The following is a 25,666-nucleotide window of genomic DNA, read 5'->3' on the forward strand; positions in this document are numbered from 1 at the left end:
CCTACTTGAGGCCCATGGTGAGCAGGTCGTAGTTGCCAAAGACGGGGCTGACGTGGACGTTGGCGGCGTTCTGGCCGCGTAGCAGCACCGGGCATACCCAGACCAGCGGCACGAGCACGGCTTCGTCGGCGAGCTTCTGCTCCACCTCGGTCCACAGGTCGGCCCGCTTGCCCGCGTCGAGCTCGGCTCTGGCCCGGTCCATGAGATCGTCGATCGCCTTGGCCCGGACGCTCACGTTGAACGAGTACGTGTCGGTGATCTGTCTGCTGTCGGCGATCAACGACAGGAACGACTCGGGGTCGGGCCAGTCAGGTGCCCAGGACTTGGGGATCAGGCCGATGCCCTGCCGCTTGAGGTTGGCGGGGTTGCCGCCGTATATCTTGTGGAACTCCGCGGTGGAGACCTGCCGTAGCTTGACGTCGATGCCGATCCCGCCGAGGTCGTTCTGTACGACCTCGGCGATCTGCTTCTCGGCGCCCAGGTCCCGATAGACGTAGTTCGCGGTGAACCCGGACGGTTTCCCGCACGCGGCCAGCGACTGCTTGGCGGCCTGCTGGTCACCCTCGGCCTTCAGGTTCGGATCGGACCAGCGACCGCCGGCGACCGTGGGCGGGACGAGCGACGTGGGCAGCCGGGACTGTGCCGGTCCGGCGCCGAACGCGCGGGCGAGGTTCTTGAGGTTGAGCGCGCGGACCACCGCCCTGCGGCAGTCGACCTTGTCGAACGGCGCCACCTGCGGGTTGATCGCCAGCATGCGCACGGACGTGCCCACCGGGACGTCGGCTCGTTTCCTGAGCGCCGGGTCGGCGAGCGCCGCGGCCTCGCTGCTCGCCGAGCTGGTCGCGAAGCCGAAATCGGCGGTGCCGGCCCGCAGCCGCTGCTCGGCGTCGGTGACCTGGTAGTCGATCTCGTACCGGTCGGGGAGCGGGTCGCGGTTGGGGTCCGTGGCGGCGGCCCACTGGTCGTTGCGGGTGAGGACGAGCTTCTTCTTGTCGGCGGACACGCTCTCGATCTTGTACGGGCCGGAGGCGAGGACGCTGCCCTGCGTGTCCTTGGCCTTCGGCACGGGGACGGTCTCGGGGAGCTGCACGACGTCGTCGAACGTCGCGTACGGCCGCTTCAGACGGAACACGATCGTCCGCTCGTCGGGGGTCTGGATGGCCGAGTCGGTGTTCGCGCTCGATGACTTGGCGGGGCCCCGGTAGCTGGCGGGGAGGTCGAGCATGAGGTCGAAGTGGCTCGATCCCAGGGTGCGGGAGGGATCCATGCTCCGCAGGATCGCGTACTTGACGTCCTCGGAGGTGATCGGCGTGCCGTCCTGATATTTCACGCCTTGTCGGAGTTTGTACGTCCAGGTTTTGCCGCCGTCACCCGGCGCCCCGAGCGATTCGGCCAGGTCCGGCACGACCTGCGTCCCGGCGGCCCCCGGCACCGGCTTGAACATCGTCAGCGAACGCCCGTAGAGCCGGACCAGGTTCAGGGACTCCGTCGTGTACATGTTCCCCGGATCGACGGACTCCAGCTCGTACGGTGAGACGACGCGCAGGGTCCCGCCCTTCCTGGCCGAAGGGTCCGCCACGGAGGTCACGGCCGTCCCGAAGGCCGCCACGGGCGAGGAGGACGTGGGAGCGGGGTCCGGCCGGCGGTCCTCGGGATGGGTCCGCGCCACGAGCCACACCGAGATCCCGGTCACGAGAGCGGTGGCCGCCGCCCCGATCGAGACCAGCGCCCTCCGCTGCCCGCGCCGCCGCGAGGGCTCGGTCGAGGCCCCCGGCACCGGCGGCCGTACGGCGCCGCTGACCGGATACTGCGGGGGTGCCCCCGGACGGAGGTGCCCCCCGTTCGCCTGAGGGGCGCTGATCGGCTGAGCTTCCGGAGGGGCGGGTGGCGGGGCGGTGCCGGCGCGGATGAGGTCCCGCATCAGTTGCTCGGCGGTGGGCCGTCGCCGGGGATCCTTGGCCAGGCAGGCCCACAGCAGCGGCGCCAACTCCGGTGGCACGCCGTTCAGGTCGGCGTCCAGGTTGAGGATGCGGTGCATGACCACGGGCAGCGGCCCGAAGCCGAAGGCCCCGCGCCCGGTGGCGGCGAAGATCATGGTGCCCGCCCAGGCGAACACGTCGCTCGCCGGAGGGGCCTCTCCGAGGAACTGCTCGGGGGCCATGAACGCGGGCGTCCCCACGATGCCGGTGGTCAGGCTCTGGCTGATGTCGAGCGCCCGGGCGATGCCGAAGTCGATCACGCGGGGCCCGTCCGGCCCGAGCAGCACGTTGCTGGGCTTGAAGTCCCGGTGGACGACCCCGGACCCGTGGATGGCCACCAGGGCCGTGGCGGTGGTGATCGCCAGCCGCATGAGCGCCGGGCCCTGGACGGGGCCTTCCTTGGTGACCTGGTGCTGCAGGGAGGGCCCGTCGACGTACTCGCCGACGATGAAGGGCTGGTCGTTGACGGCCCCGACCTCGAGCACGCGTGCCGTGCAGAACTCGGCCACCCGCCGTGCCGCCTCGGCCTCTCGGCGGAAGCGGCGTACCGCCTGCTCGTCGTCGGCGAACCTGGCGTGCAGCAGCTTGATCGCGACCTGCTCGCCGGAAGGGGAGGCGCCGAGGTAGACGCTGCCCTGACCACCCTCGCCGAGAAAACCGGTGACCTTGTACGAGCCCACCGATGTGGGGTCGCCCGGCCGTAACGGACGCACGCCGCGCATCCGGCTCCCTTATTTCGCGCTCATCCCGACTTTCTCCACCATAGCGGTGCAGGACCGCTCACAACGGAGCCCTGTGGGACTAGAACGGCGGGCGGGCGCCCAGGTGCGCGATGGCCTTCGCGGCCAGCCGGCAGCCGGCGGCCAGCGACTCGGTCGGCGGCTTGCCCGCCAGCCAGACGGGCAGGAAACCGGCGCTGAACGCGTCTCCGGCACCCGTGCCGTCCACGATCTTGTCGACCGGCTCGGCGGCCACGTGGACCGGGTCGGGGCGGCCGTTGGCGTACCACAGCGCACCTTCGGAGTTCATCTTGATGACGACCTGCGGGAACCACGCCGTCAGCACCTTGGCGGCGGCCTCGGCGTCGTCGCGGCCGGTCAGCACCTTGGCCTGCTCGATGTTGGCGAACAGCAGCTTGACCCCGTTGGTCCACTCCAGGAACGACTCGGCGCCCGTACGCTCCAGGGGCGCGGACGAGGCGCAGTCGACCGAGATCGACATCCCGCCGCGCCTGGCCATGTCGAGCGCGGCCAGGCCCGCGTCGCGCGAGCCCTCGTTGATCAGCGTGTAGCCGGACAGGTGGAGGTGCGCGCCGCTGGAGAACAGGTCACGCGGCAGGTCCTCGGGCGACAGCGCGGCGTTGGCACCGGGGTCGGAGAGCATGGTGCGCTCGCCCTTGTGCGTGACGAGCACCACGCAGGTGCCGGTGGGCCGCTCAGGGTCCATGACGAGCCGGGCGTCGACGCCGTAGCCCATCAGCTCCATGTCGCGGTTACGCCCCGTGATGTCGGCGCCCCTGCGGCCGATGAAGGCCACCTCGGCGCCTTCGACGGCGAGCCACGAGGCGATGTTGGCCCCCGAGCCGCCGCCGTGCATGGTCACGATCGCCGGGGTGTCACTCGCCCTGGCAAGCGCATAACGGGCGCGCGCGACCGCGTCGGTCATGAGATCGCCCACCACGACGACCCGCGTCATGATGTCACCACCTTGCTGCCTTCAGAACGAGCCTGGCCACGGCAAAACTAACAGCTTCCGGGGTGCCCGTGGGGCGGTCCCACGACACCGGGCTGCAGTCGATGCACAAGCGTTGCCCAACAGGGGCTCCGGTCTTGGCATATGAAATGCGGGTTTACGCTCGACACTGTGGAGGCACATTATCCGGCCCACTGGGAAGCCGACGTCGTTTTGGCCGACGGAGGCACGGCGCACGTCCGGCCGATCAAGCCCGCAGACGCCGACCGCCTCCGCTCTTTTTACTCGCGGTTGTCGGACGAGTCGATCTATTTCCGGTTCTTCGGGCCGAGGCCCCGGCTGTCCGACCGGGAAGTCGAGCGGTTCACCAACGTCGACTACGTCAACCGGGTCGCGCTGATCGCCACCATCGGCGCCGAGATGGTCGCCGTCATCCGCTACGACCGCACCGGCCCCGGCGAGGCCGAGATCGCCTTCCTCGTCGAGGACGCGCACCAGGGCAGGGGAGTGGCCTCCGTGCTCCTGGAGCACCTGGCGGCCACGGCCCGCGAGAACGGCATCGAACGCTTCGTCGCCGACGTCCTGCCCGCCAACATGCGCATGATGGGCCTGCTGCGCCAGGCCGGTTACACGGCCCAGAGCCAGTTCGAGGACGGCGTCGTACGCATGACGCTCGACCTCACCCCCACCGAGACCTCGACGGAGGTGACGCTCGCCCGCGAGCACCGCGCCGAGTCCCGGTCCATCGGCAGGCTGCTCGCCCCCGGCTCGGTCGCCGTCATCGGCGCCTCGCGCGAGCCCGGCGGGGTCGGCCAGACCGTCCTGCGCAACCTGCTGGCCGCCGACTTCACCGGCCCCGTCTACCCGGTGCACCGGGAGGTGCGGGCCGTGGCGGGCGTGCGGGCCTATCCGAGCGTGGGGGCCATCGACGGCGATGTCGACCTGGCCGTGGTGGCCGTGCCCGCCTCCGGCGTGATCGACGTGGTCAAGGAGTGCGCGGAAAAGGGCGTGCACGGGCTGGTCGTGGTCTCCTCCGGGTTCGGGGAGACGGGCCCGGAGGGCAAGGCCAGGCAGGACGAGCTGGCTCGCCTCGCGCGTTCGTACGGGCTGCGCGTCGTGGGCCCCAACTGCCTCGGCATCGCCAACACCGACCCCGCCGTCCAGCTCAACGCGACCCTCGCCGCCACCCTGCCGTGCCGGGGCAAGGTGGGGTTCTTCAGCCAGTCCGGCGCGCTCGGCACGGCGCTGCTCCAGCGGGTGGCACAGCGCGGCATGGGCATCTCGACGTTCGTCTCCGCGGGCAACCGGGCCGACGTGTCCGGCAACGACCTGCTGCAGTACTGGGAGGAAGACGACTCGACCGAGGTGATCCTGCTCTACCTGGAGTCGCTGGGCAATCCGCGCAAGTTCACCCGGCTGGCCAGGCGCATCGCGCGCAGCAAGCCGGTCGTGGTGGTCAAGAGCGGCGGCACCCCCTCCGGGCACTCGGCGGAGGAGCTGCGGCTGCCCGACTCGGCGATCAGCTCGCTGTTCGAGCAGGCGGGGCTGATCAGGGTCGACGACCTCATCCAGCTGTTCGACGTGGGCCAGTTGCTGGCCTACCAGCCGTTGCCCGCCGGGCCCCGGGTCGCGCTCGTGACCAACTCCGACGCGCTCGGCCTCCTGGCCGCCGACGCGTGCCTCGCCGCCGGCCTCGACCCCCGCTCGCCGGTCAACCTGGGCGCCGCCGCCGGGGCCTCGGAGTTCGGCGCGGCCCTCGCCGGCGAGCTGGCCTCGCCCGACGTGGACGCCGCCGTCGTGATCTACATGCCGCCCATCCCCGGCGACACGGACGCGGTGGCGGCCGAGCTGCTGCGGGTCTCGAAGGGCTCCGGCAAGCCGGTGCTGGCGACGTTCCAGGGGCATCTGGGCATGCACCAGGCCCTGCGCGTCGAGACCGGCCCGCCGGGGTGCGGGACGGCCCCCGCGCGCGGCTCGATCCCCTCGTACGCGGCGCCCGAGGAGGCCGTGCGCGCCCTGGCCCATGTGGTCCGCTACGCGAAGTGGTTCGCCCACCCGGCGGTGCCGCCGCCGGAGCTCGACGGCATCGACACGGTCCGTGCCAAGGCCCTCGTCCGGACGGCCCTCACCACGACCGTTCCGGCACGGACCGGCGCGTCGGAAGAGGGGGCGTTCGCGCAGCCGGGCCCGCCGGTCGAGGTGGACGCCGCCGAGCTCCTGTCCTGCTACGGCCTCACCGTCTGGCCCGCCGAAGTGGTGCGCTCGCCGGACGAGGCGGTGCGGGCGGCCGAGCGGCTCGGGTGGCCGGTGGTGCTCAAGGTGGCCGACCCCGGCGCCTCGCGGCGCGCTGGCACCGTGCGTCTCGGCCTGACCGGGCCCGAGATGGTCCGCCACGCCTATGCCGAGTTCGCCGACCAGCTGGGCGAACGCGTGGAGCTGGCAGTCCAGCGCATGGCGCCGCAGCCGGCCGTCCCGACCGTCGTGGGCGTCGTCGAGGACCCCGCGTTCGGCCCCTTCGTCTCGTTCGGGCTCGGCGAGGTGACCGCGCGCCTCCTCCTCGACCAGGGCTTCCGCCTGGCCCCCCTGACCCGCGAGGACGCCGCCGCGCTCGTGCGTTCCGTCCGCGCGGCCCCGCTGCTCTTCGGCGAGTACGGCTACCCGCCCGTGGCCGTGGACGCCCTGGAAGACCTCCTGGTACGCGTCGGCCGCCTGGCCCACGACCTGCCGGAGGTGGCCAGGCTCGACCTGGACCAGGTGCTCGTCGGCGAATCGGGGGTCATCGTCCTCGGCGCCCGCGCCACCCTCCGCACCCCGGCGGGCCCACGCCTCGACGGCGGCCCCCGGAGGCTGTCCTGATCAGCTCTCAGCGAAGGGCGGCCGACGGGAGCGAATGGGGTGAACCGAAGCGCCCCCTGATGCCTGGATAAAAGACGTTATAGAGCGTTATATCCAGTGGGTGAGCACACAGCCTCGCCCTGGCAGGATGGACCCATGAGGGAAACCCGAGTCTCAGCCGCGGGCCTGCGTGAAGCGATCGAGCGCAGCGGCTACTATCCCGACCTCGTCACCGATGCGGTCGAATCCGCGCTGGGCAAGGACGCAGTGACCGCCTTCGTGGTCCATCACGAGGCCACGTTCGATCCCGCCATGGAGGTGCGCAGGCACGTCACGGTGCTGGTCCTCTCGGCGACGCGGCTGCTGGTCTGCCACACCGACGAGCATCCCGCGGTGGAGGGCGTCTCGACGTCCCACGCCTCCACGACCACGGAGGCCGTGCGCCTGACCCGTGTCCAGTCGGTCGCCGTCACCCGCGTGGTGCCCGACCCCGCCTCCTACGTTCCCGGTGTGCCTCCCACGGAGGTGACGCTCACGATCGGCTGGGGCGCCATCTCCCACGTGGACCTGGAGCCGGCCACCTGCGGCGACGAAAACTGCGAGGCCGACCACGGCTACACGGGCGCGATCACGGCCGATGACCTGTCCCTCCGGGTCAGCGAGGCGGCCGACGGCCCGGAAGCGGTCACCCACGTCCTCGCCTTCGCCAAGGCCCTCTCCGAGGCCACCGCCCGCGCTTCCTGAGCGGGAGATCCGCCAAGGCATAGGATGAACGACATGCTGGTGCCGGGGTACGGCGGCGGGTCACTCGCGGACCTGCCCGACGCGTTGCTGGCGGCGCTGGGCGTGCGCGCACCCGAGCCGGACACGGCGAGTCCGCCCGGTGCGACGGGCGCCTCGGATCCGGCGAGTCTGCCCGGCGCGGCAGGCGGAGGGCCGCTCGTCCTGGAGCCGGCCGATCGCGTGTGCCTGTTCCTGGTCGACGGCCTGGGCGCCGAGTTGCTGAGGGCGCACGCCGAGGCCGCCCCGTTCCTGTCCGGCCTGGCGGGCCGGACGCTCACCGCCGGATTCCCGGCCACGACCGTCACCAGCCTCTGCTCCCTGGGCACCGGCCTGACCCCGGGCGAGCACGGCATGCTCGGCCTGACGCTGGCCGTCCCCGGCACCGGCCACCTGTTCAACTGCCTGCGGTGGACCCTCCCCGACGGCCTCACCATGGATCCCGAGCTCTGGCAGCCCGCCCCGACCGTCTACCAGCGCGCCACCCGGGCCGGGCTCGACGCCGTCTACGTCGCCCCCGCCGAGTTCGAGGGCACCGGCCTGACGCAGGCCGTCTACCGGGGCGTCCGTTACGTGGCCGCCGACACCGTGGACGACCGCGTGGCCCGCGTGCACGAGTCCATGCGCCAAGGGGCGGCGCATGTCACCGTCTATTACGGCGACCTGGACGCCGCCGGTCACATGACGGGCTGGGGCAGCGAGGAGTGGCTGCGGCAGCTCGCCGTCGTCGACGGCATGGCCCAGCGGCTCGCGGAGGGCCTGCCTCCTGGATCCGCCCTCTACGTGACCGCCGACCACGGCATGGTCAACGCCACCGAGAAGATCGACGCCGAGAGCGTGCCCGAGCTCACGGAGGGCGTGGCGCTGCTCGGCGGCGAGGCCAGGGCCAGGCACGTCTACGCCGAGCCCGGAGCCGCGCGGGACGTGCTGGAGGCGTGGCGCGAGACCCTGCGCGGGAAGGCCTGGGTGGTCTCCAGGCGGGAGGCGGTGGAGTCGGGCTGGTTCGGCCCCCGGGTGCGGGACGCGTGGCTGGGGCGCATCGGCGACGTCGTGGCCGTGCCGTATGCCGACCTGGCGATCATCGCGCCTTCCCATCACAGGATCGAGGCCCTGTTCACCGGCTACCACGGCTCGATGACGGCGGCCGAGCAGCACGTGCCGCTCCTGCAGGCCCGCACGTGACCTGGCCGGAGATACTGTGACGAGTTCCGGCGACGAATTCTCTGGGGGTACGCCTTGACCAGCCCGCTGATCACACCGGCCGAGCTCGCCGCGCTCGATGACGTGACGGTGCTCGACGTCCGCTGGCGGCTCGGCGGGCCGCCCGGGGTGGAGTTCTACCGCGAGGGGCACATCCCCGGCGCCGTCTACTGCGACCTCGACCAGGATCTCGCGGCCCCGCCCGGCGCGGGCGGGCGGCATCCGCTGCCCGAGGCGGGCGCGTTCCAGAGCGCGATGCGGCGGCTCGGCGTGTCGGACGGGCGCCCCGTGGTGGTCTACGACGACGCCGGATCCACGGTCGCGGCCAGGGCCTGGTGGGCGCTGCGCTACTTCGGCCACCAGGACGTCCGCGTCCTCGACGGCGGGCTGCCCGCGTGGACCGAGGCCGGGCTGCCCACCACGAAGGACTCACCCGACCTCGCGGCGTCCGGCGACTTCACCGCGCGGCCCGGCGGGATGCCGGCGCTGACGGCCGACGAGGCGGGGGCGCTGGCCACCCAGGGCGTGCTGCTCGACGCCCGAGCCGCCGAACGCTACCGGGGCGAGGTGGAGCCGATCGATCCCGTGGCCGGGCACGTTCCCGGGGCCGTCAACGCGCCCACGACGGAGAACGTCGGGCCCGACGGCCGCTTCCTCCCGCCCGCGGCCCTCCGGGACCGCTTCACCGGGCTCGGGGTCCGGGAGGGGGTTCAGGCGGGGGCCTACTGCGGCTCCGGCGTGACGGCCGCGCACGAGGTGCTGGCCCTGGAGGTGGCCGGCCTGCCCGCCGCCCTGTACGTCGGCTCCTGGTCCAACTGGGTGGCCGACCCCTCCCGGCCGGTCGCCACCGGCTGACCTCACCGCCGACGGCCGGCCTCCGGCTGCGGGGCCCCGCAGCCCTGGCCCTGCGTCGGTGTGGGGGCCGGGCTGATCAGCTCTGCGGCCCCGTACCGCTAATACAACGGATGGTCGCCCGCGCCGAAGCAGACGAAGCCGGTCTCGCCGGTCTTGGCGGCGGCGGAGGCCAGGGCAGCGTCCGGGGGCCGGCCCGCCACCAGCAGTTCGTGGAACATGCTCATGAGCGCCATGGCCCCCTCGTCCCGCACCGGCACCAGCCCGGCCACCACGCACGCGGACCCCTTGGCCAGGAACGTTCCGGGCAGGCCCAGCGGCGCCCCCTCCACCGGCGTGCGCGACATCCCCGAGTTGCAGGCCGACAGCACCACCAGCCCCGGCGACCGCGGGATGTCCAGCAGGTCGTAGGCCATCAGCGAGCCGTCCTCCAGCGTGATCCCGGACACCAGCGGGCTGCGCGCGTGGAAGACCCCGTGCGCGGCCAGGTGCAGGACGTCGGCCGCCGCCAGGGCCTTCAGCACCGGCCCGGTGCGCCCCGGCGCCTCGCGCCCGTCCGGATGGCAGGCGAGCACGTTGCGCACCTCGGCGTGCGCGTGCGCCAGGGCGGGCCCGGCCGCCGCCACCACCGCCGGCGGGCCGCTCCGGCGGGCGCGGGCGAGCTCCCGGGCCCGCACCCAGCCGGCCGCGCTGGCGACCACGTTGACCGGGCGTTCGCGCAGGCACGGCAGCGCCCCCCACGGCAGCGTGTGCAGGGCGTCCACCGGCACCACCACCAGCGGCCCGTCCCCCAGCTCGGCGAGGAGCGGGCGCAGCAGCAGCCCTTCGACCTCCAGGGCCGCCACCTCGACGCTCTCCAGGTCGCAGCGAGGACGCTGCGTCCCGGAGCACTGGCGGCGCAGCGCGTGACGGAGCCGGACGATCGCCTCCTTGACCTGCCGAGCCTCGCCCACCCGCCGCAGCGTCACGCGTTCCCCGGTGACGAGCACGGCCAGCAGCGCGTCCTCGTCCGCCACGAACTCGACCAGAGCCCCGCCCCCCAGCTCCGCCCGCACCCGTTCGGGATCCACCAGCGAGCACGCGTGCGAGGGCGCGGCCACCGCCCGCCACCGCTCCGCGAACTCGAACACCTCCCCGGCGGACCCGCCCCGCACCGCCAGCCCCAGCCCGAACCCCGCCAGCCGCTCCCCGGCTCTGGCCGCGTGCGCGCGCAGCGAGGGATCGTCGAACGTCTCCACCCGCTCGCTCACCTCCGACAGCCCGACGCGGACCGCCCGGAAGGCCCCGGTGGCGTCCTCCTGCAGCGACGCCTCCAGGGCGAGCGCGTGCTGGCGCACCGGCACCGGGATCTCCGCCTCCCGCGCGGGCTCGGAGTCCAGCGGGGTGAGCCGGGTGCCGATCGGGGGGAGCGGCTCCTCACGTTCGGCGTGCTCGGTGAGGAGGGCCAGCTGCGCCGAGGCCGTCGGATGGTCGTCCACGGCCAGCGCCGCCTCGGCCGCCACCAGCCGCAGCGCGGCGGCGCCCGCCAGGTGCGCCAGGCCGTCCTCCAGCTCGTCCGCGCACGCGACCAGGTCGGCGACCAGGGCGGGCGTGACGGGTTCGAGCGTCAGCCGGGCCCGCAGGACCACCTCCCTGGCCAGCGGCAGCCATGACGTCCGGTCCTGCGCGGCCAGCTCGCCGGCCGCCTGCTCGGCCACCTCCAGCGCCCGGCGCGGGTCGCCGGTCAGCAGCTCCACCTGCGCCAGCTTCAGCCGGGCCTCGGCCAGCGCCACGTGCGCCCCCGACACCTCGAGATCGGGTACGGCCAGGCTCAGCATGGCCCTGGCCTCGCCCGGCAGATGGGCGGCCAGCAGGGCGCCGGCGAAGTCCGCCCGCATCGTGGCCAGCCGCTCGGGGAAGCCGAACAGGGTGTCCTCGGCCTCGCGGTAGAGCTTGAACGCCCCCGCGATGTCGCCCCGCCGTACCGCGAGGAAGGGCAGGTTCGCGGCGGACAGGCGGGCCAGGTGCCGCAGCCCCGAGTGCCGGGAGATCTCCAGGCAGGCGGTAAGGTCGCGCATGGCGGCGTCCCAGTCGCCGCGGTAGGAGTGGACGAGACCGCGGTTGAGCAGCCCGCCCGCCAGGAACCTGCGGTCGTCGATGGTGCCCGGAGCGGTCACGAGGGCCCGCAGCGCGCGGTCACAGGCGGCGATGGCCTCCTGGTGGCGGCCGAGACGGGCCAGGGCGACCGCGCGCTGGGTGTCGAGCTTGGCGCGGTCGAGCGGCGAGAGGTGGGCCCAGGCCAGGGCGGCCACCCGCAGGGCCTGGAGCGGGTGGCCGAGCTCGGTGCGTACGGTGACGAGGGAGAGCCGGGCCTGGGCGATGCGCTCCGGCGGGGCGCCCGGGGTGGCGATGGCCTCTCGGAGGTGGTGCTCGGCGCTGCGCAGGTCGCCGAGCTCGCGGGAGGCCAGCGCGATGGCCCTGTGCGCGACGGCCTCGGCGTCGGGGTCGCCGACGCGGCGGGCGGTGGAGAGCACGGTACGGCCGGCGCGAAGGGCGTGGTCGGGATCGACCAGGGAGCGCATGACAGCGGCCTCGGCCGCCACGACGAGTGGATCTCGGTCGTCTGGTCGCTCTGGTGTTGCGCTCATCGAAAGTTTCCAAGGAAACCCGGCCCTTTGGCTTCGGCGCCGGGAGGAATTGGATTCCTGCCAAGCAGAGCAAGAGCAGGCATGCGGCCGCCGGGTGGACCGCCAGCCTGGGTAACAGCGAGAATTTTAACCGATCTCGCTTTAGAATGTGAGGCGTGACACAGACCGTGAAGCGGCCCTACAAATACCGCTTCTACCCGACCTCCGAGCAGGCCGAAGAGCTTGCCCGGACGTTCGGCTGCGTGCGCCTGGTCTACAACAAGGCGTTGGAGGAGCGGACCCGCGCCTATGCTCTGCACGGCCGTCGTGTTTCCTACGTGGAGTCGTCGGCGGCCTTGACGGCCTGGAAGAAGGCGCCCGAGCTGGCGTTCCTGGCCGAGGTGTCCAGCGTTCCGCTCCAGCAGGCCCTCCGACACCTGCAAGCGGCATTTGCGAGCTTCTTCACTAAACGGGCCAAGTATCCGACGTTCAAGTCCCGTAAGAAGTCGCGGGCCAGCGCCGAGTACACCCGTAGCGCGTTCCGCTGGCGCGATGGCCGGCTCTGGCTGGCCAAGATGGATGCGCCGCTGAACATCCGCTGGTCGCGCTCGCTGCCGCCGGGAGCGGAGCCCTCCACGGTGACCGTCTCGCGTGATGCGGCCGGGCGATGGTTCGTGTCGATCCTGGTGGAGGAGAAGATCTCCCCGCTGCCGCCGGTCGAGGCGTCGGTGGGGGTGGACGTGGGCATCACGGCGCTGGTCACCTTGTCCAGCGGGGAGAAGATCGTCAATCCCAGGCACGAGCGGGTCGACCGGCGCAAGCTCGCCAAGGCCCAGCGTGAGCTCGCTCGCAAGGCGAAGGGCTCGAACAACCGCGCCAAAGCCCGGCTCAAGGTGGCCCGCGTATATGCGCGGATCGCCGACCGGCGCCGGGATTTTCTGCACCAACTGTCCACACGGCTTGTTCGCGATAACCAAGTGATCGCCGTGGAGGACCTCACCATCCGCAACATGGTCAAAAACCGCCGGTTGGCCCGCGTCATCTCGGACGCGAGCTGGCGGGAGTTGCGGTCGATGCTGGAGTACAAGGCCGCCTGGTACGGCCGCACGCTGGTGGCGGTGGACCGCTGGTTTCCCTCCTCCAAGCTGTGCTCGGCATGTGGCGCGCTGGCCGAGCGCATGCCGCTGACCATCCGGGAATGGACGTGTGCCTGTGGCGTGGTCCACGATCGGGACGTCAACGCTGCCAAGAACGTGCTCGCCGCCGGGCTGGCGGAGAGCTGAAACGCCTGTGGAGCTGATGTAAGACCTCAAGAGGAGTCCTCCTCGGCGGGCGATCGGTGGTGAAGCAGGAAGCCCAACCCGTGAGGGTTGGAATCCCCCTCGGTTGCGAGGAGGAGGAAGTCAAATGGGGTGCCTTGGGATCTCTCTCTCCATCTCCACAAAAAACAGCCGAGAGAGGCGACGCGGCTCTCTCGGCTGGTCGACAAGGGGATCAGGGTCGCGTCGTCAGGGCCGGATGCGCACCCATCGCGTCTGAACGGGCTTGTGGCCGGGGCGGTGGCAGACCACGCTCAGCCAGCCCGGCGGCAGGCCGGTGGCGGCGAAGTCGCCGGAGCCGGCGATCCGCCGGGTGAGCGTCAGATGGGGAGTGCGCACATCGATGAGCGCGCCCTCCCCCGGGTACGGGAAGACGTGTCCCGCCACGTCGATGAGCCCGTCGCCGATCGTTATCTCCAGGTCGAAGGTGAGGCCCGCCACGACGAAGCGCACCAGATGGGAGCCTTCGTCATCGCGTACACCGTCGGCGGCGCCGCGGTCGGTGGGGCCGGCCGTCACCGCCCCGGGAACCCGGAGCCGGTAGGCGTCGCGCGCGGCGGCGGACACCTGGCCGGGGATCGGGTCGTTCCCGGAGGCCAACCGGAGGGCTGCCAGGAAATACTCGTCGTTGATCATTGCGCTGTCTCCTGTATTGAGATCAGAGTGCGCAGTTTTTCCAGGCACCGGGCCTTGGTCGGACCGATGCTGCCCACGGGCAGTCCGAGCCGTGACGCCATCTGCTGGTTGCCGAAGTCGACGGCGACCAGCTGGAGGAGTGAGCGGCAGGGCTCGTGCAGGTCGGAGACCGTCTTCCAGAGCAGGCGGCGGCCGTCGGCCTCCAGGACGGCGGACTCCGGGTCAGGGTCTTCGACGACCTCGAAGGAGGAGACCCCGGGACGATCTTTACGCAGCAGCAGGAGGGCTTCGCGGCGCACGGTCGTCACCAGCCAGGCCCCCACTCCGGCCGGATCCCTGATGCTCGGGAGGTGCTGCAGCAGGCGCAACCAGGAACCCTGGACCGCGTCCGCCGCGTCGGAGGGGCTCAGGCCGCACGCACGCGCCACCGCCCACATACGCGGCCCGAACCTGGCCTCCAGCTCGTCCCAGGCCGTCCGGTCGCCCTCGGCCGCCGCTGCGAGCAGCTCCGCTGAATCGCGCATCGCGGCCTCCTTCCGTCCGGCACGAGTAGGCGATCATGCCTCCCCGTGATTGGCTGAGGACTGAGCGTAAACTCTACAGACTCGCCGGGATCAGAACTCCCAGATCCGGAATTTGCCGGGCCCGCTCAGATTCGAAGAGCCGTCTGGCGACCTCCTTGGCCGGCTCGCTCTTGGCCCCGTCCGCGACGGCCCCTGCCACCAGGGCGGTGGCGAACGACGTGCCGCTCCACGCCGCGTATCCCGCGAAGTCACCGCCGTCCAGGAAACTGCTGGTCAGCCAGTCGCCGCGGGCGCAGGCGTCCACCCAGATGCCGTAGCCGGAGTAAGGGGCGCGCTGCTCCTCCGCGGCGTCCACTGCGGCCACGCCCACCACAGAGGGCAGCGCCGCCGGCCAGAACGGCCGGTCGGACCCCGTGTTGCCGGCGCAGGCCACGGTCACCGTGTCGGGCAGCGCGGCGATGGCGTCTGACAGCAGCGGTGGCGGGCGGTCGTCGTAGCTGTGGCCGCCGAAGGAGAGGTTGAGCACCTGCGGAGGGCGCTCGCGCAGGCGGTGGAGAGCGCGGACGACGGTCGCCTCGTCGCCGATGCCGTCGCCGTCGAGCACCCGGTGCACGCTCAGTTCCGCGCCCGGGGCCCGCCGGGTCAGCAGGCCCGCGATGAACGTGCCGTGCCCCGCCTGCGAGCCCTCCGTAGCGTCGGCGCTCTCGGGGGCGGTCTCGCCGTACCAGTCGCTGCCGGACCACCACGGGTGCTTGGCGATGCCGGTGTCGAGCAGCCCCACGACCACGCCCGAGCGAGACCGCCCCGGCTTGTGGGCGATGGGCGGGGTCGGAAAGGGTCTGGACGCGGGACCACCGAAGAACAGGGGCTGGCCGCGGAACACGTGGTTCGGCGACGCTCGCAGGCCCCGCTCGCGGAGTTCGGCGGTGATCTCGCAGGGGTCGGCGCCGGGCGACAGGTGGATCACGCAGACGCCGTCCGCCTCCGAGACCGCCTGGGTCCAGCGGGAGACGGCCGACAGCGCCGCGCGGTCGGTCAGCACCTGACCAGGCCGGATGAGCGACGCGCCGACAGATTGGATGTCCATGAGGCGGTATGTTTCCCCGCTGGTCCAACTGTCACATGCCACTCCCGCACCAAGTTGGTATGGCCCCCCTCTGGTGTCGGATAGCGACCGACGGTAGTCTCTCCCTAGTCACTTGTGATCATCCCGGGGCGAGGCCGTTGGGGAAGGCGCACCTCGTACCGAAACGGGAGGTCCGGTGTCTGCTCGTGGCGTCCTTTACGTCCACTCGGCTCAGCCCGCGCTGTGCCCTCATATCGAATGGGCAGTCGCGGGTGTCCTTGGCGTGCCCGTGGATCTGACGTGGACTCCGCAACCCGCCGCGCCCAACGTCGTGCGGGCCCAGGCGGAGTGGGATGGCCGCGCCGGCATCGCGGCGGCCATCGCCTCCTCGCTCATGGGCTGGCAGCGCCTCAGGTTCGAGATCACCGAGGACGCGTCACCGGGAGTGGACGGGTCCCGCCACGCCTACACGCCGACGCTCGGTGCCTTCACCGCGGTCATCGGTGCGGCCGGCGACATCATGATCCCCGAGGAACGGCTCCGGGCGGCGATGATGATGGCCGCGCAGGGGCGGTGCGTGCTGGAGGACGAGCTGGACAAGATGCTCGGACGGCCCTGGGACGAGGAGCTGGAGCCGTTCCGGTACGCGGGCGACGGTGCGCCCGTCCGCTGGCTCCACGCCGCCGTCTGACCCTGCCCACGCCACGGGCGAATGCCACGCCCAAGAGGCCCCGCACCCACGCCGGTGCGGGGCCTCTTGGAAAGCACGGTGCGGGGCCTCTTGGGAAGCACGCGATCGGCCCCGCACCGATGCTCGGTGCGGGGCCGATCGTCAAAGAGCTACAGCGGGATGTTGCCGTGGGCGCCGCGGGCGGGCGTGGCCTGGGCGAGGAGCTTGGCGATGGCGCCGCGCGTCTCCGCAGGCTTGATCACCTCGTCGATGACCCCCAGCTCACGGGCCCGGTCGAGCCCACCGGCCAGCTTCTCGTGCTCGGCGGCCAGCCGCTGCTCCAGCTCGGCCCGCTCCTCCTCCGGCGCGGCGGCCAGCTCGCGCCGCTTGAGGATGCGTACGGCCGCCACCGGCCCCATGACCGCCACCTCGGTGGTCGGCCAGGCGAACACCTTGGTGGCCCCCAGCGCGCGGGAGTTCATCGCGATGTACGCGCCCCCGTACGCCTTCCGCGTCACCAGCGTGACCCGCGGCACCGACGCCTCGGCGAAGGCGTGCAGCAGCTTGGCCCCCCGCCGAACGACCCCGTCGTGCTCCTGCCCGACCCCGGGCAGGTAGCCGGGAACGTCCACGAGGACAACCAACGGCACTCCGAAAGCGTCACACATGCGTACGAAGCGGGCGGCTTTCTCGGCGGACGTGGCGTCGAGGCAGCCGCCGAGCCGCAGCGGGTTGTTGGCGATCACACCGACCGTCCGGCCACCGAGGCGGCCGAGCGATGTGACGATGTTCGGCGCCCACTTGGGGTGCAGCTCGATGCCAGGCTCGTCGAGCAGGCCGTTGACCAGCGGCTTGACGTCGTAGGCGCGCCTCGCCGAGTCGGGCAGCAGCGTGGAGAAGTCCACTTCCTCGATTTCTCCCGTGCGCACCCGGCCCTGGTGGCCGAGGAGCGTGGCGAGCTGGCGCGCCTTGACGTACGCGTCGGTCTCGGTCTTGGCGACGACGTGCACGACGCCGCTGCGCTTGCTGTGCGGCTCCGGGCCGCCCAGCGCCGCGGAGTCGACGTTCTCGCCGGTGACGCTGCGGACCACGTCGGGGCCCGTGACGAAGATGCGGCCGGACTCGGCCAGGATGACGATGTCGGTCAGCGCGGGACCGTACGCGGCGCCGCCGGCGGCGGGGCCGACGACCACGGAGATCTGCGGCACCACGCCGGACGCCTTGGTCATGGCGGCGAAGACCCGCCCGACGGCGTGCAGCGACTCGACGCCTTCGGCGAGTCGCGCACCGCCGGAGTGCCAGATCCCGATGACCGGCACCCGTTCACGGACGGCCACGTCGTAGGCGTGCACGATGTGCTCGCAGCCCTCGCTGCCCATCGCGCCGCCCTGGAAGCGGGCGTCACTGCAGAAGGCGACGACGGGAACACCCTCGACGCGGCCCATGGCGGCCAGCACGCCGCTCTTGTCTTCGGAGCTGATCAGCCGCAGCGAGCCCTCGTCGAGGAGCGCGGTCAGGCGGACGGCTGGATCGCGGGGGTCGGCAGGCTCCTGTTCGGTGCCGTCGGTCGCTATCCCGTTGTCCAGCACGGTCATTTATGCCCCCTTAAACACGACGGCCACGTTGTGGCCCCCGAATCCGAACGAGTTGTTGACCGCGGCGATGTCTCCGTCGGGCAGGGGGCGGTTCTTCCCGTAGACCAGGTCGACCTCGATGCCGTCGTCGAGGTCGTCGAGGTTGATGGTCGCGGGGACGATCCGCTCCTGCAGGGCCTTGATGGTGAAGACGGACTCGATGCCGCCGGCCCCGCCGAGCAGGTGACCGGTCATCGACTTGGTCGAGGTCACGAGCGGGTGGGTGCCGATGGCCTTGGCCACGGCCTGCACCTCGCCGACGTCGCCGGCAGGGGTGGAGGTGGCATGTGCGTTGACGTGCTTGATGTCGAGGCCGGTCAGGCCGGCGTCGTTGAGCGCCTGGGTCATCGCCATGATGATGCCCCGGCCCTCGGGCTCGGGCTGCGTGATGTGGTGGGCGTCGGCGGAGTAGCCGACCCCGGCGCAGTAGGCGTAGATTTTCGCGCCGCGCGCCTTCGCGTGCTCCTCGGACTCCAGCACCACGATGCCGGCGCCCTCACCGAGCACGAACCCGTCGCGGTCGCGGTCCCATGGCCTGGACGCGCCCTGCGGGTCGTCGTTGCGGGTGGACATGGCGCGCGCGGCGGCGAAGGCCGCCATGTTGAGCCCGTGGATGGCGGCCTCGGTGCCGCCGGCCACGACCACGTCGGCGCGGCCCACCCTGATCATGTCCATCGCGTGGCCGATCGCCTCGGCGCCGGACGCGCACGCCGACACAGTGGCGTGCACCCCCGCCTGGGCACCCAGGTCGAGGCCGATCCAGGCGGCCGGGCCGTTGGGCATGAGCATCGGCACGGTGAACGGCGACAGCCGGTTCCAGCCGCGCTCACGCCAGGTGTCGTACGCGCTCAGCGTGGTGCTGATGCCGCCGATGCCGCTGGAGACCACGACGCCCAGCCGCTCCGGCGCGACCTCGGGGGCGCCGGCGTCCCGCCAGGCCTCCCGGGCGGCGACCATCGCGAACTGCTCGCTGCGGTCGAGCCTGCGGGCCTCCGGCCGCGGCAGCACCTCGGTGGGGTCGACCGCGGCCGTCCCCGCGAACTTCACGGGGACGGAGTCGATCCAGTCCGTGGTGAGGGTCTCGACACCCGACTGACCGGCGAGGAGCGCCGTCCAGGTCGAGGTGACGTCTCCACCGACGGGCGTCGTCGCGCCAAGCCCGGTGACGACGACACGTACCCGGTTCGCACTCACGTTTCGCGCTCCTTGCTAGTCAGAATGATGACTTCTCAGCCCTGGATGAAGTTGAGGACGTCCTTGACCGTCTTCAGGTTCTTGAGCTGGTCGTCGGGGATCTCGACGCCGAACTCGTCCTGGGCGGCCACGGCGATCTCGACCATGGACAGGGAGTCGATGTCGAGGTCGTCGACGAAGCTCTTCTCGGGGGTCACGTCCGAGGCCGGGATGCCGGTGATCTCGTTGATGATCTTGCCGAGGCCGTCAAGAATGTCCTGCTCGGTGGCAGCCATGTCGCTGGTTCTCCTTTTGATTTCTGGGTTCTGCACGGCTGTGCCGTACAAGCTCTGGATGGTAGTGCGGGGGGAGGCTAAGGGATCTCGATGACTTGCCCGGCGTAGGTCAGCCCCGCGCCGAAGCCGAGCAGCAGCGCGAGACCGCCGGAGCGGACCTCGCCGCGCTCCAGCATGCGCGAGAGCGCCAGCGGGATCGAGGCGGCCGAGGTGTTGCCGGCGTTGACGATGTCGCGGGCGATCACGGCATTGTCGGCGCCCAGCTTACGGGCGATGGCCTCGATGATGCGCAGGTTGGCCTGGTGGGGCACGAACGCCGTCAGCTCCGACGGGTCCACGCCCGCGCGCTCGCAGGCCTCGAGCGCCACCGGGTGGAGCGCGGTGGTCGCCCAGCGGAACACCGTCTGGCCCTCCTGGCGGAGGAAGTTCTGGCGGTCCTGGATGGCGATCGCCTCGGACTTGTCGCCGGAGCTGCCCCACACCACGGGGCCGATGCCGGGGGTCTCGGAGGGACCCACCACCGCGGCGCCCGCGCCGTCGGCGAAGATCACGGCGGTGGACCTGTCGGTCCAGTCGATCCACTGCGACAGCTTCTCCGCGCCGATGACCAGCACGTGGCGGGCCGAGCCCGCGCGTACGGCGGCGCTCGCGGTGCCGAGGGCGTAGCAGAACCCGGCGCAGGCGGCGTTGACGTCGAACGCGCCCGGCGCCTTGATGCCGAGCCGGTGGGCCACGACGGCGGAGGCGTTGGGGATCTGGGTCTCGAGCGTGCAGGTGGCGACGATGACCAGGTCGACCTCTTCGGGCGACAGGCCGCTCGCGGCCAGCGCCTTGCCGCCGGCGATGGTGGCCATGTCCTCGAGGGACTCGCTGTCGGGAGCGACACGGCGCTCCTTGATGCCGACCCTGGACTGGATCCACTCGTCGTTGGTGTCGATGTTCTTGGCCAGGTCGTCGTTGGTGACGACGTTGGCCGGCTGGTAGTGGCCGAGGGCCAGGATCCTGCCGCCAGGGGCGACGTCGGGAATCTTCACTTGGTCAGCTCCCTGGCCGCGTCGAGGTCGTCGGGGGTCTTCAGCGCCACCGTCTGCACGCCGGACAGGCCGCGCTTGGCCAGGCCGGTGAGCGTGCCGCCGGGCAGCAGCTCGATCATCTTCGTGACGCCGAGCCCGGCCATGGTCTCCATGCAGGCGCCCCACCTGACGGGGCTGCTGATCTGCCTGACCAGCCGCTCCACGAACTCGGCGCCGGAGGCGACCGCCTGGCCGTCGGAGTTGGACAGGAGCGTGACGGTGGGGTCGGCGGGGGCCACGTTGGCGGCGGCCTCGCGCAGGCTCTCCACGGCGGGGGCCATGTGGCGGGTGTGGAAGGCGCCCGCGACCTTCAGCGCGATGAGGCGGGCACGGGTCGGCGGGTCGTCCTTGAGCGCGGCCAGCTGCTCCAGCGTGCCGCCCGCGACGATCTGGCCGGCGCCGTTGATGTTGGCGGGGGTCAGGCCGTGCTTCTCGAGGGCGGCCAGCACGTCGTCCTCGACGCCGCCGAGCACGGCGGTCATGCCGGTCTCGGTGACCGCGGCGGCCTTGGCCATGGCCTGGGCGCGCTCGCGGATCAGGGTGAGCGCCTGCTCGGGGGTGAGCACCCCGGCCAGCGCGGCGGCGGCGAACTCGCCCACGCTGTGGCCCGCGAGCACGTCCGGCGTCGCGCCGAGCACCTCGGCGGAGGCCAGCGCGGCGGCCACGAGAAGCGGCTGGGCGACGGCGGTATCACGGATCTCGTCGGCGTCGGCGGTGGTCCCGTAGGCGATCAGATCGAGCCCGACGACCTCCGACCAGGCGCCGAGTCTGTCGGCCACACCGGGGAGCTCGAGCCAGGGAGAAAGGAAGCCTGGCGTTTGGGCACCTTGGCCCGGAGCGACGAGTACAAGCACAAAACCCACCTTGCCCTGTAGAACTCCGACACGCGGATAATGATCCGCACGAACTTCGTCCGGGGGGTTTTGTAGGAAGCCTACAGTGGGGATTTCGGCGACATTACGTTAGGGCGCGCCACATTTCGGCGCTCTCCGCCAACCGGCCGAGGATCAGGCCGACCTGGAGCGTGAAGGCGGACCTGCCCTCCGTGGGCTGGTAGCCGGTCAGCTCCGTGATCTTCTTCAGGCGGTAGCGGACGGTGTTGGGGTGGACGAACAGCAGCCGCGCCGTCGCCTCCAGCGAGGTGCCCTGCTCCAGGTATGTGGCGAGGGTGTCGAGCAGGGGCGTGCCGGCGAGCGGCAGGTAGACGTTCTCGATGAGCTGCTGCCTGGCGTCGTCGTCGCCGTCGAGCGCCCGCTCGGCCAGCAGGTCCTCGGCGTGCACCGGCCGGGGCGCGTCGGGCCAGCCGGAGGACGCCTTCAGCCCGGCCAGCGCCGCCCTGGCGGACCTGGCCGCGGCGTGCAGGTCGGGGACCTCGGGGCCGATGACGATGGGGCCCATCCCGAAGCGGTGCACGACCTGCTTGGCCGCGTCGTTGACGCTCTCGGCGCCGCCCACGATGACGATCAGCCGGTCGGCCTGCACGCCGGCCAGCAGGTCCATGCCGATGCGGCGGCCCTTCTCCCGCAGCCCGTCGATGACCGCGCGGGGGTCGTCGACGGGGGCGTGGCCGGCGATGACGACCACGGGGGAGGAGGTCCAGCCGAGCGCGGCCGCCCAGGAGTGCAGGCCGTCGTCGACCTCGCCGCGGACGAGGGCGTCCACGATGAGGGCCTCGAGCCGGGCGTCCCACGAGCCCCGGGCCTCGGCCTCGCGGGCGTAGACGTGGGCGGCGGCGAAGGCGACGTCGCGGGTGTAGCGGAGCATGGCCTGCTGGAGCTGGTCCTCGCCGCCGGGCGCGGCCAGCTCGTGGGCCTGCGCCTCGACCACCTCGACCACGACCCTGACGATGTCGACGGTCTGCTGCAGCGAGATGGACCGCTTGAGCTCGCGCGGAGCCGTGCCGAAGAACTCGATGCTGGGGGTGGGGGGATCCTCGCCGGCGATCGAGAACCACTCGACGAACGCCGCGATGCCGGCCTGGGCCACGAGCCCCACCCACGACCGGTCTTCGGCGCTGAGCGCGCGGAACCACAACAGCTGGTCCTCCATGCGCGCCATCGCCGCCGTGCCGAGCGAGCCCATGGCCCGCTCGAGCCTGCGCGTGGTGTCCTCGCGGGTCCGGTCTGTCACGTCTCCTAGAGTGCCAGCTCCGTTCGGATGACCGCGACGGTCGTCCTCCTGGGACCGGACGCCGGGCGTCAGATGACCGCGACGGCCGTGATGAGGCCGATCGCGACGTGCGTGACCGCGAGCAGCCGCGCGCCCGGCTGCAGCTCGGGCTCCTTCACGAGGTCGCGTACGGAGATGCCGACGATCCGGTCGAACAGCAGCATCGCCACGGTCTGCACCACGATGCCGACCAGGCCGAACACCGCCGTGCCCGCCAGCCCCTCGGCCAGCCGGCCGCCGGAGGACCAGATGGAGGCGGCCACGATCAGGCCGACGGCGGCCAGGGCGGAGGTGGCGAGCAGGGTGGCGTTCGGGTTGCGCTGGGTGCGGATGATCTCGCTCAGCTTGCCGGGGGTGGCCCAGTCGATCACGTAGAAGCCGACGATCATCAGGATCACGCCGACGGCGGCGTACGCGGCGATGGCGCCCGAGCCGCGGGCGAGGGTCTCGAGAAGAGTCACGTTGATTCCTATCGGGGGATGCGGTGGGGAGTCAGGCGATGCGGTGGGGGACGAACGAGGAGGTGTCATCGGTGATCAGGCCGGTCGTCTCCCTGATACCCAGCCCGGCGGCCTCGTCGGCGACCACCCAGGCGCCGAGCACCGGCCGCTGCCCCTCGAACTGGGGCAGCGCCTCGAAGCCCTGGAAGACGTAGCCCTCCTGGCCGTAGACGCCCGGCGTCTCCTGGGTGCCCTCGGGGGTGACGATGCGCATGGAGGCGCCCTCCCTGCCCAGCAGCGGCTTGGCGATGTAGGAGGTCAGGTCGCGCGGGCCGTCGAGGTAGGCGGGCAGCAGGTTGGGGTGGCCGGGGTTGAGCTCCCACAGGATCGCCAGCAGCGCCTTGTTGGACAGCAGCGTCTTCCACAGCGGCTCGATCCAGGTGGAGTGCCGTACGGCGTGCCGCCCGAAGTCGTCGGCCAGCATCCACTCCCACGGGTAGAGCTTGAACGCCGAGCGGATCACGCGGTTCTCGACGTCCACGAAGCGGCGGTTGAGGGAGTCCCAGCCGATGTCCTCCATGGCGACGGCGACGGTCTGCAGGCCCGCCTGCTCGGCGGTCTCCTGCAGGTAGGCCACGGTCATGGCCTCCTCGCCCGTCTCGTCCATGTTCGTGAACGCGAAGTGGGTGGGCCCGGGCGGCAGCCGCATCTCGCGCCAGCGCTCGATGAGCCGCTCGTGCACGGAGTTCCACTGGTCGGCGCCCGGGTGGACGTCCTGCAGCCAGAACCACTGCACGACCGACGACTCCACGAGCGAGGTCGGCGTGTCCGCGTTGTACTCCAGCAGCCTCGCCGGGCCGGTGCCGTCGTAGCGCAGGTCGAAGCGGGCGTACAGGTGGGCGTCGCGGCGCTCCCATGAGCGCGCCACCTCGTCCCACGCCCACTCGGGGATCGCGAAGTCGGCGAAGCGCCGGGCCGAGACCACGTGCTCGACGGCGCGCAGGCACATCTCGTGGAGCTCCTCGACCTGCTCCTCCAGCGCCTCGACCTCGTCCATGGAGAACACGTAATGGATGGACTCGTCCCAGTACGGTCTGCTCAGCCCCGACGGGTGCGCCGCCCGATGGTAGGCCAGGCCCTGGCCCTCGATCATCTTCTCCCAGCCGTCCCTGGGAGTGCCATGCTCACGCCGCACCGGTCAGCTCCCGCCGCCCCAGTGGTTGCCGAAGCCGCCCCGTTGGATCTCTTTCCCGTTGCGGGTGGAGATGTTCACGTCAGAGGGCCGGTACGTGGTGCCGCCGCGCACCTTGTTGCCCGATCTGGTGCCCCCGTAGTACCACATGTACGCCCCGCGCGAACCGCCGTAGTAGTGGTACGAGCCGTTGTCGTCATCGTCGCAGTAGTCGTCGTCGACGACCTCGTACGTGCCGTCGTCCAGCTGGATGACGCAGTCCGCGGTGACGTCGTCGTCATCCTGGGTGGCCGCGCAGTACCCGACCAGCATGATGGACAGAACACCGAGAATGGTCAGCGGGATGGCCTTGGACGCCTTGCGCGCGGGCGGCGGCGGCGTGGGATGGGTTTGCGGAGGTTGTGCCATCAAGATCCTGCTTTCATGGGCCGCTCAGCCTATCGGCGGCCCTCGTCCCCGTTCAATCCTGTAGTCGTGGCCCCGAGGTATGTTCGCTCACATGGAACCGGTTGAGGCCCTGCGCGAGATCGCCTTCCTGCTGGAGCGCGCCGGAGAGCCCACGTACCGCGTACGTGCCTTCCGTCGCGCCGCCCAGGTCGTCACCGACCTGCCCAGGGACGAGCTCGTGCGGCTGGCCCGCACCGGCGGTCTCGGCGATCTGCCCGGCATCGGGAAGGTCACCGCCCTTGTGGTCAACGAAAGCCTCGATGGGCAGGTTCCTACATATTTGCGGCGGTTGCAGGCGACCGACGGCGTGCAGCTCGACGAGGAGACGCAGGCGCTGCGCGGCGCGTTGAAAGGCGACCTGCACAGCCACTCCGACTGGTCGGACGGCGGCTCGCCGATCGAGGAGATGGCCGAGGCGGCCCGCGGGCTCGGCCACGACTACCTGGCGCTGACCGACCACTCGCCCCGCCTGACCGTGGCCAAGGGCCTCTCGGCCGAGCGCCTGGAACGCCAGCTCGACGTGGTGGCCGAGCTGAACGAGCGGCTGGCCCCGTTCCGGATCCTGACCGGCATCGAGGTGGACATCAACACGGACGGCTCCCTCGACCAGTCACCCGACCTGCTGGAGCGGCTGGACGTGGTGGTGGCCAGCGTGCACTCCAAGCTGCGCATGGACGGCGACGAGATGACCCGCCGCATGGTCACCGCCATCGCCAACCCCCTGGTGGACGTGCTCGGCCACTGTACGGGGCGGGTGGTGAAGGCCGGCGGCAGGCGCGGCGAGCGCCGCCCGGAGTCGTCGTTCGACGCCGAGCTGGTCTTCGAGGCCTGCCGGCAGTTCGGGGTCGCGGTGGAGGTCAACTCCCGGCCGGACCGGCTGGACCCGCCCAAGAGGTTGATGCGGCTGGCGTACGAGATGGGATGCGTGTTCGCGATCGACTCCGACGCCCACGCGCCCGGTCAGCTCGACTGGCAGCACCACGGCTGCGAACGGGCCGCGCGGTGCGGCATCGAGGCCGACCGCGTCGTCAACACCTGGCCGCTGGAGCGGCTGCTCGGCTGGACGGCCGCCTGAGCGTCACG

22 protein-coding genes are annotated in these 25,666 nt (G+C 71.7%); 7 read left to right on the forward strand and 15 right to left on the reverse strand.

Features of this window, described 5'->3' with window-relative positions; translation table 11 throughout:
• Position 1: 1 nt before the first annotated feature.
• Both ACIHFD_RS00470 and ACIHFD_RS00475 read right to left on the reverse strand, forming a co-directional pair.
• A complete protein-coding gene (locus ACIHFD_RS00470) occupies positions 2-2,701 on the reverse strand; it encodes an ABC transporter substrate-binding protein (RefSeq protein WP_397364948.1) in 2,700 nt (899 codons plus the stop codon).
• 79 nt (positions 2,702-2,780) lie between these two features.
• The gene (locus ACIHFD_RS00475; RefSeq protein ID WP_350723205.1) at positions 2,781-3,674 is read right to left on the reverse strand and encodes a sugar kinase; all 894 of its coding nucleotides are present in this window, start codon (positions 3,672-3,674) and stop codon (positions 2,781-2,783) included.
• A gap of 141 nt (positions 3,675-3,815) precedes the next feature.
• On the opposite strand from ACIHFD_RS00475, the gene ACIHFD_RS00480 reads away from it, so the two are divergent.
• From ACIHFD_RS00480 to ACIHFD_RS00495, 4 genes are all read left to right on the forward strand, one after another.
• Positions 3,816-6,527: a GNAT family N-acetyltransferase gene (locus tag ACIHFD_RS00480; protein WP_397364949.1), complete on the forward strand. Its 2,712-nt coding sequence runs from the start codon at positions 3,816-3,818 to the stop codon at positions 6,525-6,527.
• A 135-nt stretch (positions 6,528-6,662) separates the two neighbouring features.
• Positions 6,663-7,250: a DUF5998 family protein gene (locus ACIHFD_RS00485; RefSeq protein WP_397364950.1), complete on the forward strand. Its 588-nt coding sequence runs from the start codon at positions 6,663-6,665 to the stop codon at positions 7,248-7,250.
• Positions 7,251-7,283: 33 nt separating this feature from the next.
• Positions 7,284-8,468 carry an alkaline phosphatase family protein gene (locus tag ACIHFD_RS00490; protein ID WP_397364951.1) on the forward strand — a complete coding sequence of 395 codons (1,185 nt, stop codon included), beginning with the start codon at positions 7,284-7,286 and terminating at the stop codon, positions 8,466-8,468.
• Positions 8,469-8,522: 54 nt separating this feature from the next.
• On the forward strand, positions 8,523-9,341 hold the full coding sequence (locus ACIHFD_RS00495; RefSeq protein WP_397364952.1) for a sulfurtransferase: 819 nt from the start codon (positions 8,523-8,525) through the stop codon (positions 9,339-9,341).
• Positions 9,342-9,439: 98 nt separating this feature from the next.
• Here the strand turns inward: ACIHFD_RS00495 and ACIHFD_RS00500 are convergent, their stop codons facing one another.
• Positions 9,440-11,965, reverse strand: a complete 2,526-nt coding sequence (locus ACIHFD_RS00500) for a CHAT domain-containing protein (protein WP_397364953.1) — start codon at positions 11,963-11,965, stop codon at positions 9,440-9,442.
• Positions 11,966-12,132: 167 nt separating this feature from the next.
• Here ACIHFD_RS00500 and ACIHFD_RS00505 point away from each other — a divergent pair, with 167 nt between their 5' ends.
• Positions 12,133-13,227, forward strand: a complete 1,095-nt coding sequence (locus ACIHFD_RS00505) for an RNA-guided endonuclease InsQ/TnpB family protein (protein ID WP_397364954.1) — start codon at positions 12,133-12,135, stop codon at positions 13,225-13,227.
• Between the two features lie 225 nt (positions 13,228-13,452).
• Here the strand turns inward: ACIHFD_RS00505 and ACIHFD_RS00510 are convergent, their stop codons facing one another.
• The 3 genes from ACIHFD_RS00510 to ACIHFD_RS00520 all read right to left on the reverse strand — a co-directional run bounded on the left by ACIHFD_RS00510 (position 13,453) and on the right by ACIHFD_RS00520 (position 15,510).
• Entirely contained in the window at positions 13,453-13,899 is a 447-nt protein-coding gene (locus ACIHFD_RS00510; protein WP_397364955.1) for a hypothetical protein, read from the reverse strand.
• Complete coding sequence (locus ACIHFD_RS00515; protein WP_355194094.1) at positions 13,896-14,423, reverse strand: sigma-70 family RNA polymerase sigma factor; 528 nt, start codon at positions 14,421-14,423, stop codon at positions 13,896-13,898. The genes ACIHFD_RS00510 and ACIHFD_RS00515 overlap by 4 nt, the downstream gene beginning before the upstream one ends.
• Before the next feature lie 73 nt (positions 14,424-14,496).
• A complete protein-coding gene (locus ACIHFD_RS00520; protein WP_397364956.1) occupies positions 14,497-15,510 on the reverse strand; it encodes a S8 family peptidase in 1,014 nt (337 codons plus the stop codon).
• Between the two features lie 175 nt (positions 15,511-15,685).
• On the opposite strand from ACIHFD_RS00520, the gene ACIHFD_RS00525 reads away from it, so the two are divergent.
• Positions 15,686-16,180, forward strand: coding sequence for a DUF3145 domain-containing protein (locus ACIHFD_RS00525; RefSeq protein WP_350723190.1), 495 nt, complete (start codon positions 15,686-15,688; stop codon positions 16,178-16,180).
• Between the two features lie 149 nt (positions 16,181-16,329).
• On the opposite strand, the gene ACIHFD_RS00530 is transcribed toward ACIHFD_RS00525, so the two are convergent.
• From ACIHFD_RS00530 to ACIHFD_RS00570, 9 genes are all read right to left on the reverse strand, one after another.
• Positions 16,330-17,754 (reverse strand): acyl-CoA carboxylase subunit beta, encoded by a 1,425-nt coding sequence (locus ACIHFD_RS00530; protein WP_397364957.1) that lies wholly within the window; start codon positions 17,752-17,754, stop codon positions 16,330-16,332.
• Positions 17,755-18,987, reverse strand: a complete 1,233-nt coding sequence (gene fabF / locus ACIHFD_RS00535; RefSeq protein WP_397364958.1) for a beta-ketoacyl-ACP synthase II — start codon at positions 18,985-18,987, stop codon at positions 17,755-17,757.
• A gap of 35 nt (positions 18,988-19,022) precedes the next feature.
• Positions 19,023-19,262 (reverse strand): acyl carrier protein, encoded by a 240-nt coding sequence (locus ACIHFD_RS00540; RefSeq protein ID WP_350723184.1) that lies wholly within the window; start codon positions 19,260-19,262, stop codon positions 19,023-19,025.
• A gap of 77 nt (positions 19,263-19,339) precedes the next feature.
• Positions 19,340-20,296 (reverse strand): beta-ketoacyl-ACP synthase III, encoded by a 957-nt coding sequence (locus ACIHFD_RS00545; protein WP_350723182.1) that lies wholly within the window; start codon positions 20,294-20,296, stop codon positions 19,340-19,342.
• Positions 20,293-21,189 (reverse strand): ACP S-malonyltransferase, encoded by an 897-nt coding sequence (locus ACIHFD_RS00550; RefSeq protein WP_363966206.1) that lies wholly within the window; start codon positions 21,187-21,189, stop codon positions 20,293-20,295. Before ACIHFD_RS00550 ends, ACIHFD_RS00545 begins: the two co-directional genes overlap by 4 nt.
• 103 nt (positions 21,190-21,292) lie before the next feature.
• A complete protein-coding gene (locus tag ACIHFD_RS00555) occupies positions 21,293-22,417 on the reverse strand; it encodes a helix-turn-helix domain-containing protein (protein ID WP_355195164.1) in 1,125 nt (374 codons plus the stop codon).
• 116 nt (positions 22,418-22,533) lie between these two features.
• Positions 22,534-22,965 (reverse strand): DUF350 domain-containing protein, encoded by a 432-nt coding sequence (locus tag ACIHFD_RS00560; RefSeq protein WP_350723178.1) that lies wholly within the window; start codon positions 22,963-22,965, stop codon positions 22,534-22,536.
• A gap of 31 nt (positions 22,966-22,996) precedes the next feature.
• Positions 22,997-24,139, reverse strand: a complete 1,143-nt coding sequence (locus ACIHFD_RS00565; protein WP_397364959.1) for a glutathionylspermidine synthase family protein — start codon at positions 24,137-24,139, stop codon at positions 22,997-22,999.
• 3 nt (positions 24,140-24,142) lie between these two features.
• A complete protein-coding gene (locus ACIHFD_RS00570) occupies positions 24,143-24,544 on the reverse strand; it encodes a hypothetical protein (protein ID WP_350723174.1) in 402 nt (133 codons plus the stop codon).
• A 91-nt stretch (positions 24,545-24,635) separates the two neighbouring features.
• Between ACIHFD_RS00570 and ACIHFD_RS00575 the strand changes: the two genes are divergently transcribed.
• Positions 24,636-25,658 carry a PHP domain-containing protein gene (locus ACIHFD_RS00575; RefSeq protein ID WP_397364960.1) on the forward strand — a complete coding sequence of 341 codons (1,023 nt, stop codon included), beginning with the start codon at positions 24,636-24,638 and terminating at the stop codon, positions 25,656-25,658.
• The last annotated feature ends 8 nt before the right edge of the window (positions 25,659-25,666 follow it).

This window comes from Nonomuraea sp. NPDC051941, from assembly GCF_044593615.1.

Bases quoted from the DNA above. Each gene is read 5' to 3' on its own strand.
- ACIHFD_RS00470 (WP_397364948.1), bottom strand. From the start codon at position 2,701: ATGCGCGGCGTGCGTCCGTTACGGCCGGGCGACCCCACATCGGTGGGC.
- ACIHFD_RS00475 (WP_350723205.1), bottom strand. From the start codon at position 3,674: ATGACGCGGGTCGTCGTGGTGGGCGATCTCATGACCGACGCGGTCGCG.
- ACIHFD_RS00480 (WP_397364949.1), top strand. From the start codon at position 3,816: ATGAAATGCGGGTTTACGCTCGACACTGTGGAGGCACATTATCCGGCC.
- ACIHFD_RS00485 (WP_397364950.1), top strand. From the start codon at position 6,663: ATGAGGGAAACCCGAGTCTCAGCCGCGGGCCTGCGTGAAGCGATCGAG.
- ACIHFD_RS00490 (WP_397364951.1), top strand. From the start codon at position 7,284: ATGCTGGTGCCGGGGTACGGCGGCGGGTCACTCGCGGACCTGCCCGAC.
- ACIHFD_RS00500 (WP_397364953.1), bottom strand. From the start codon at position 11,965: ATGAGCGCAACACCAGAGCGACCAGACGACCGAGATCCACTCGTCGTG.
- ACIHFD_RS00510 (WP_397364955.1), bottom strand. From the start codon at position 13,899: ATGATCAACGACGAGTATTTCCTGGCAGCCCTCCGGTTGGCCTCCGGG.
- ACIHFD_RS00515 (WP_355194094.1), bottom strand. From the start codon at position 14,423: ATGCGCGATTCAGCGGAGCTGCTCGCAGCGGCGGCCGAGGGCGACCGG.
- ACIHFD_RS00520 (WP_397364956.1), bottom strand. From the start codon at position 15,510: ATGGACATCCAATCTGTCGGCGCGTCGCTCATCCGGCCTGGTCAGGTG.
- ACIHFD_RS00530 (WP_397364957.1), bottom strand. From the start codon at position 17,754: ATGACCGTGCTGGACAACGGGATAGCGACCGACGGCACCGAACAGGAG.
- ACIHFD_RS00540 (WP_350723184.1), bottom strand. From the start codon at position 19,262: ATGGCTGCCACCGAGCAGGACATTCTTGACGGCCTCGGCAAGATCATC.
- ACIHFD_RS00555 (WP_355195164.1), bottom strand. From the start codon at position 22,417: ATGGGCTCGCTCGGCACGGCGGCGATGGCGCGCATGGAGGACCAGCTG.
- ACIHFD_RS00570 (WP_350723174.1), bottom strand. From the start codon at position 24,544: ATGGCACAACCTCCGCAAACCCATCCCACGCCGCCGCCGCCCGCGCGC.
- ACIHFD_RS00575 (WP_397364960.1), top strand. From the start codon at position 24,636: ATGGAACCGGTTGAGGCCCTGCGCGAGATCGCCTTCCTGCTGGAGCGC.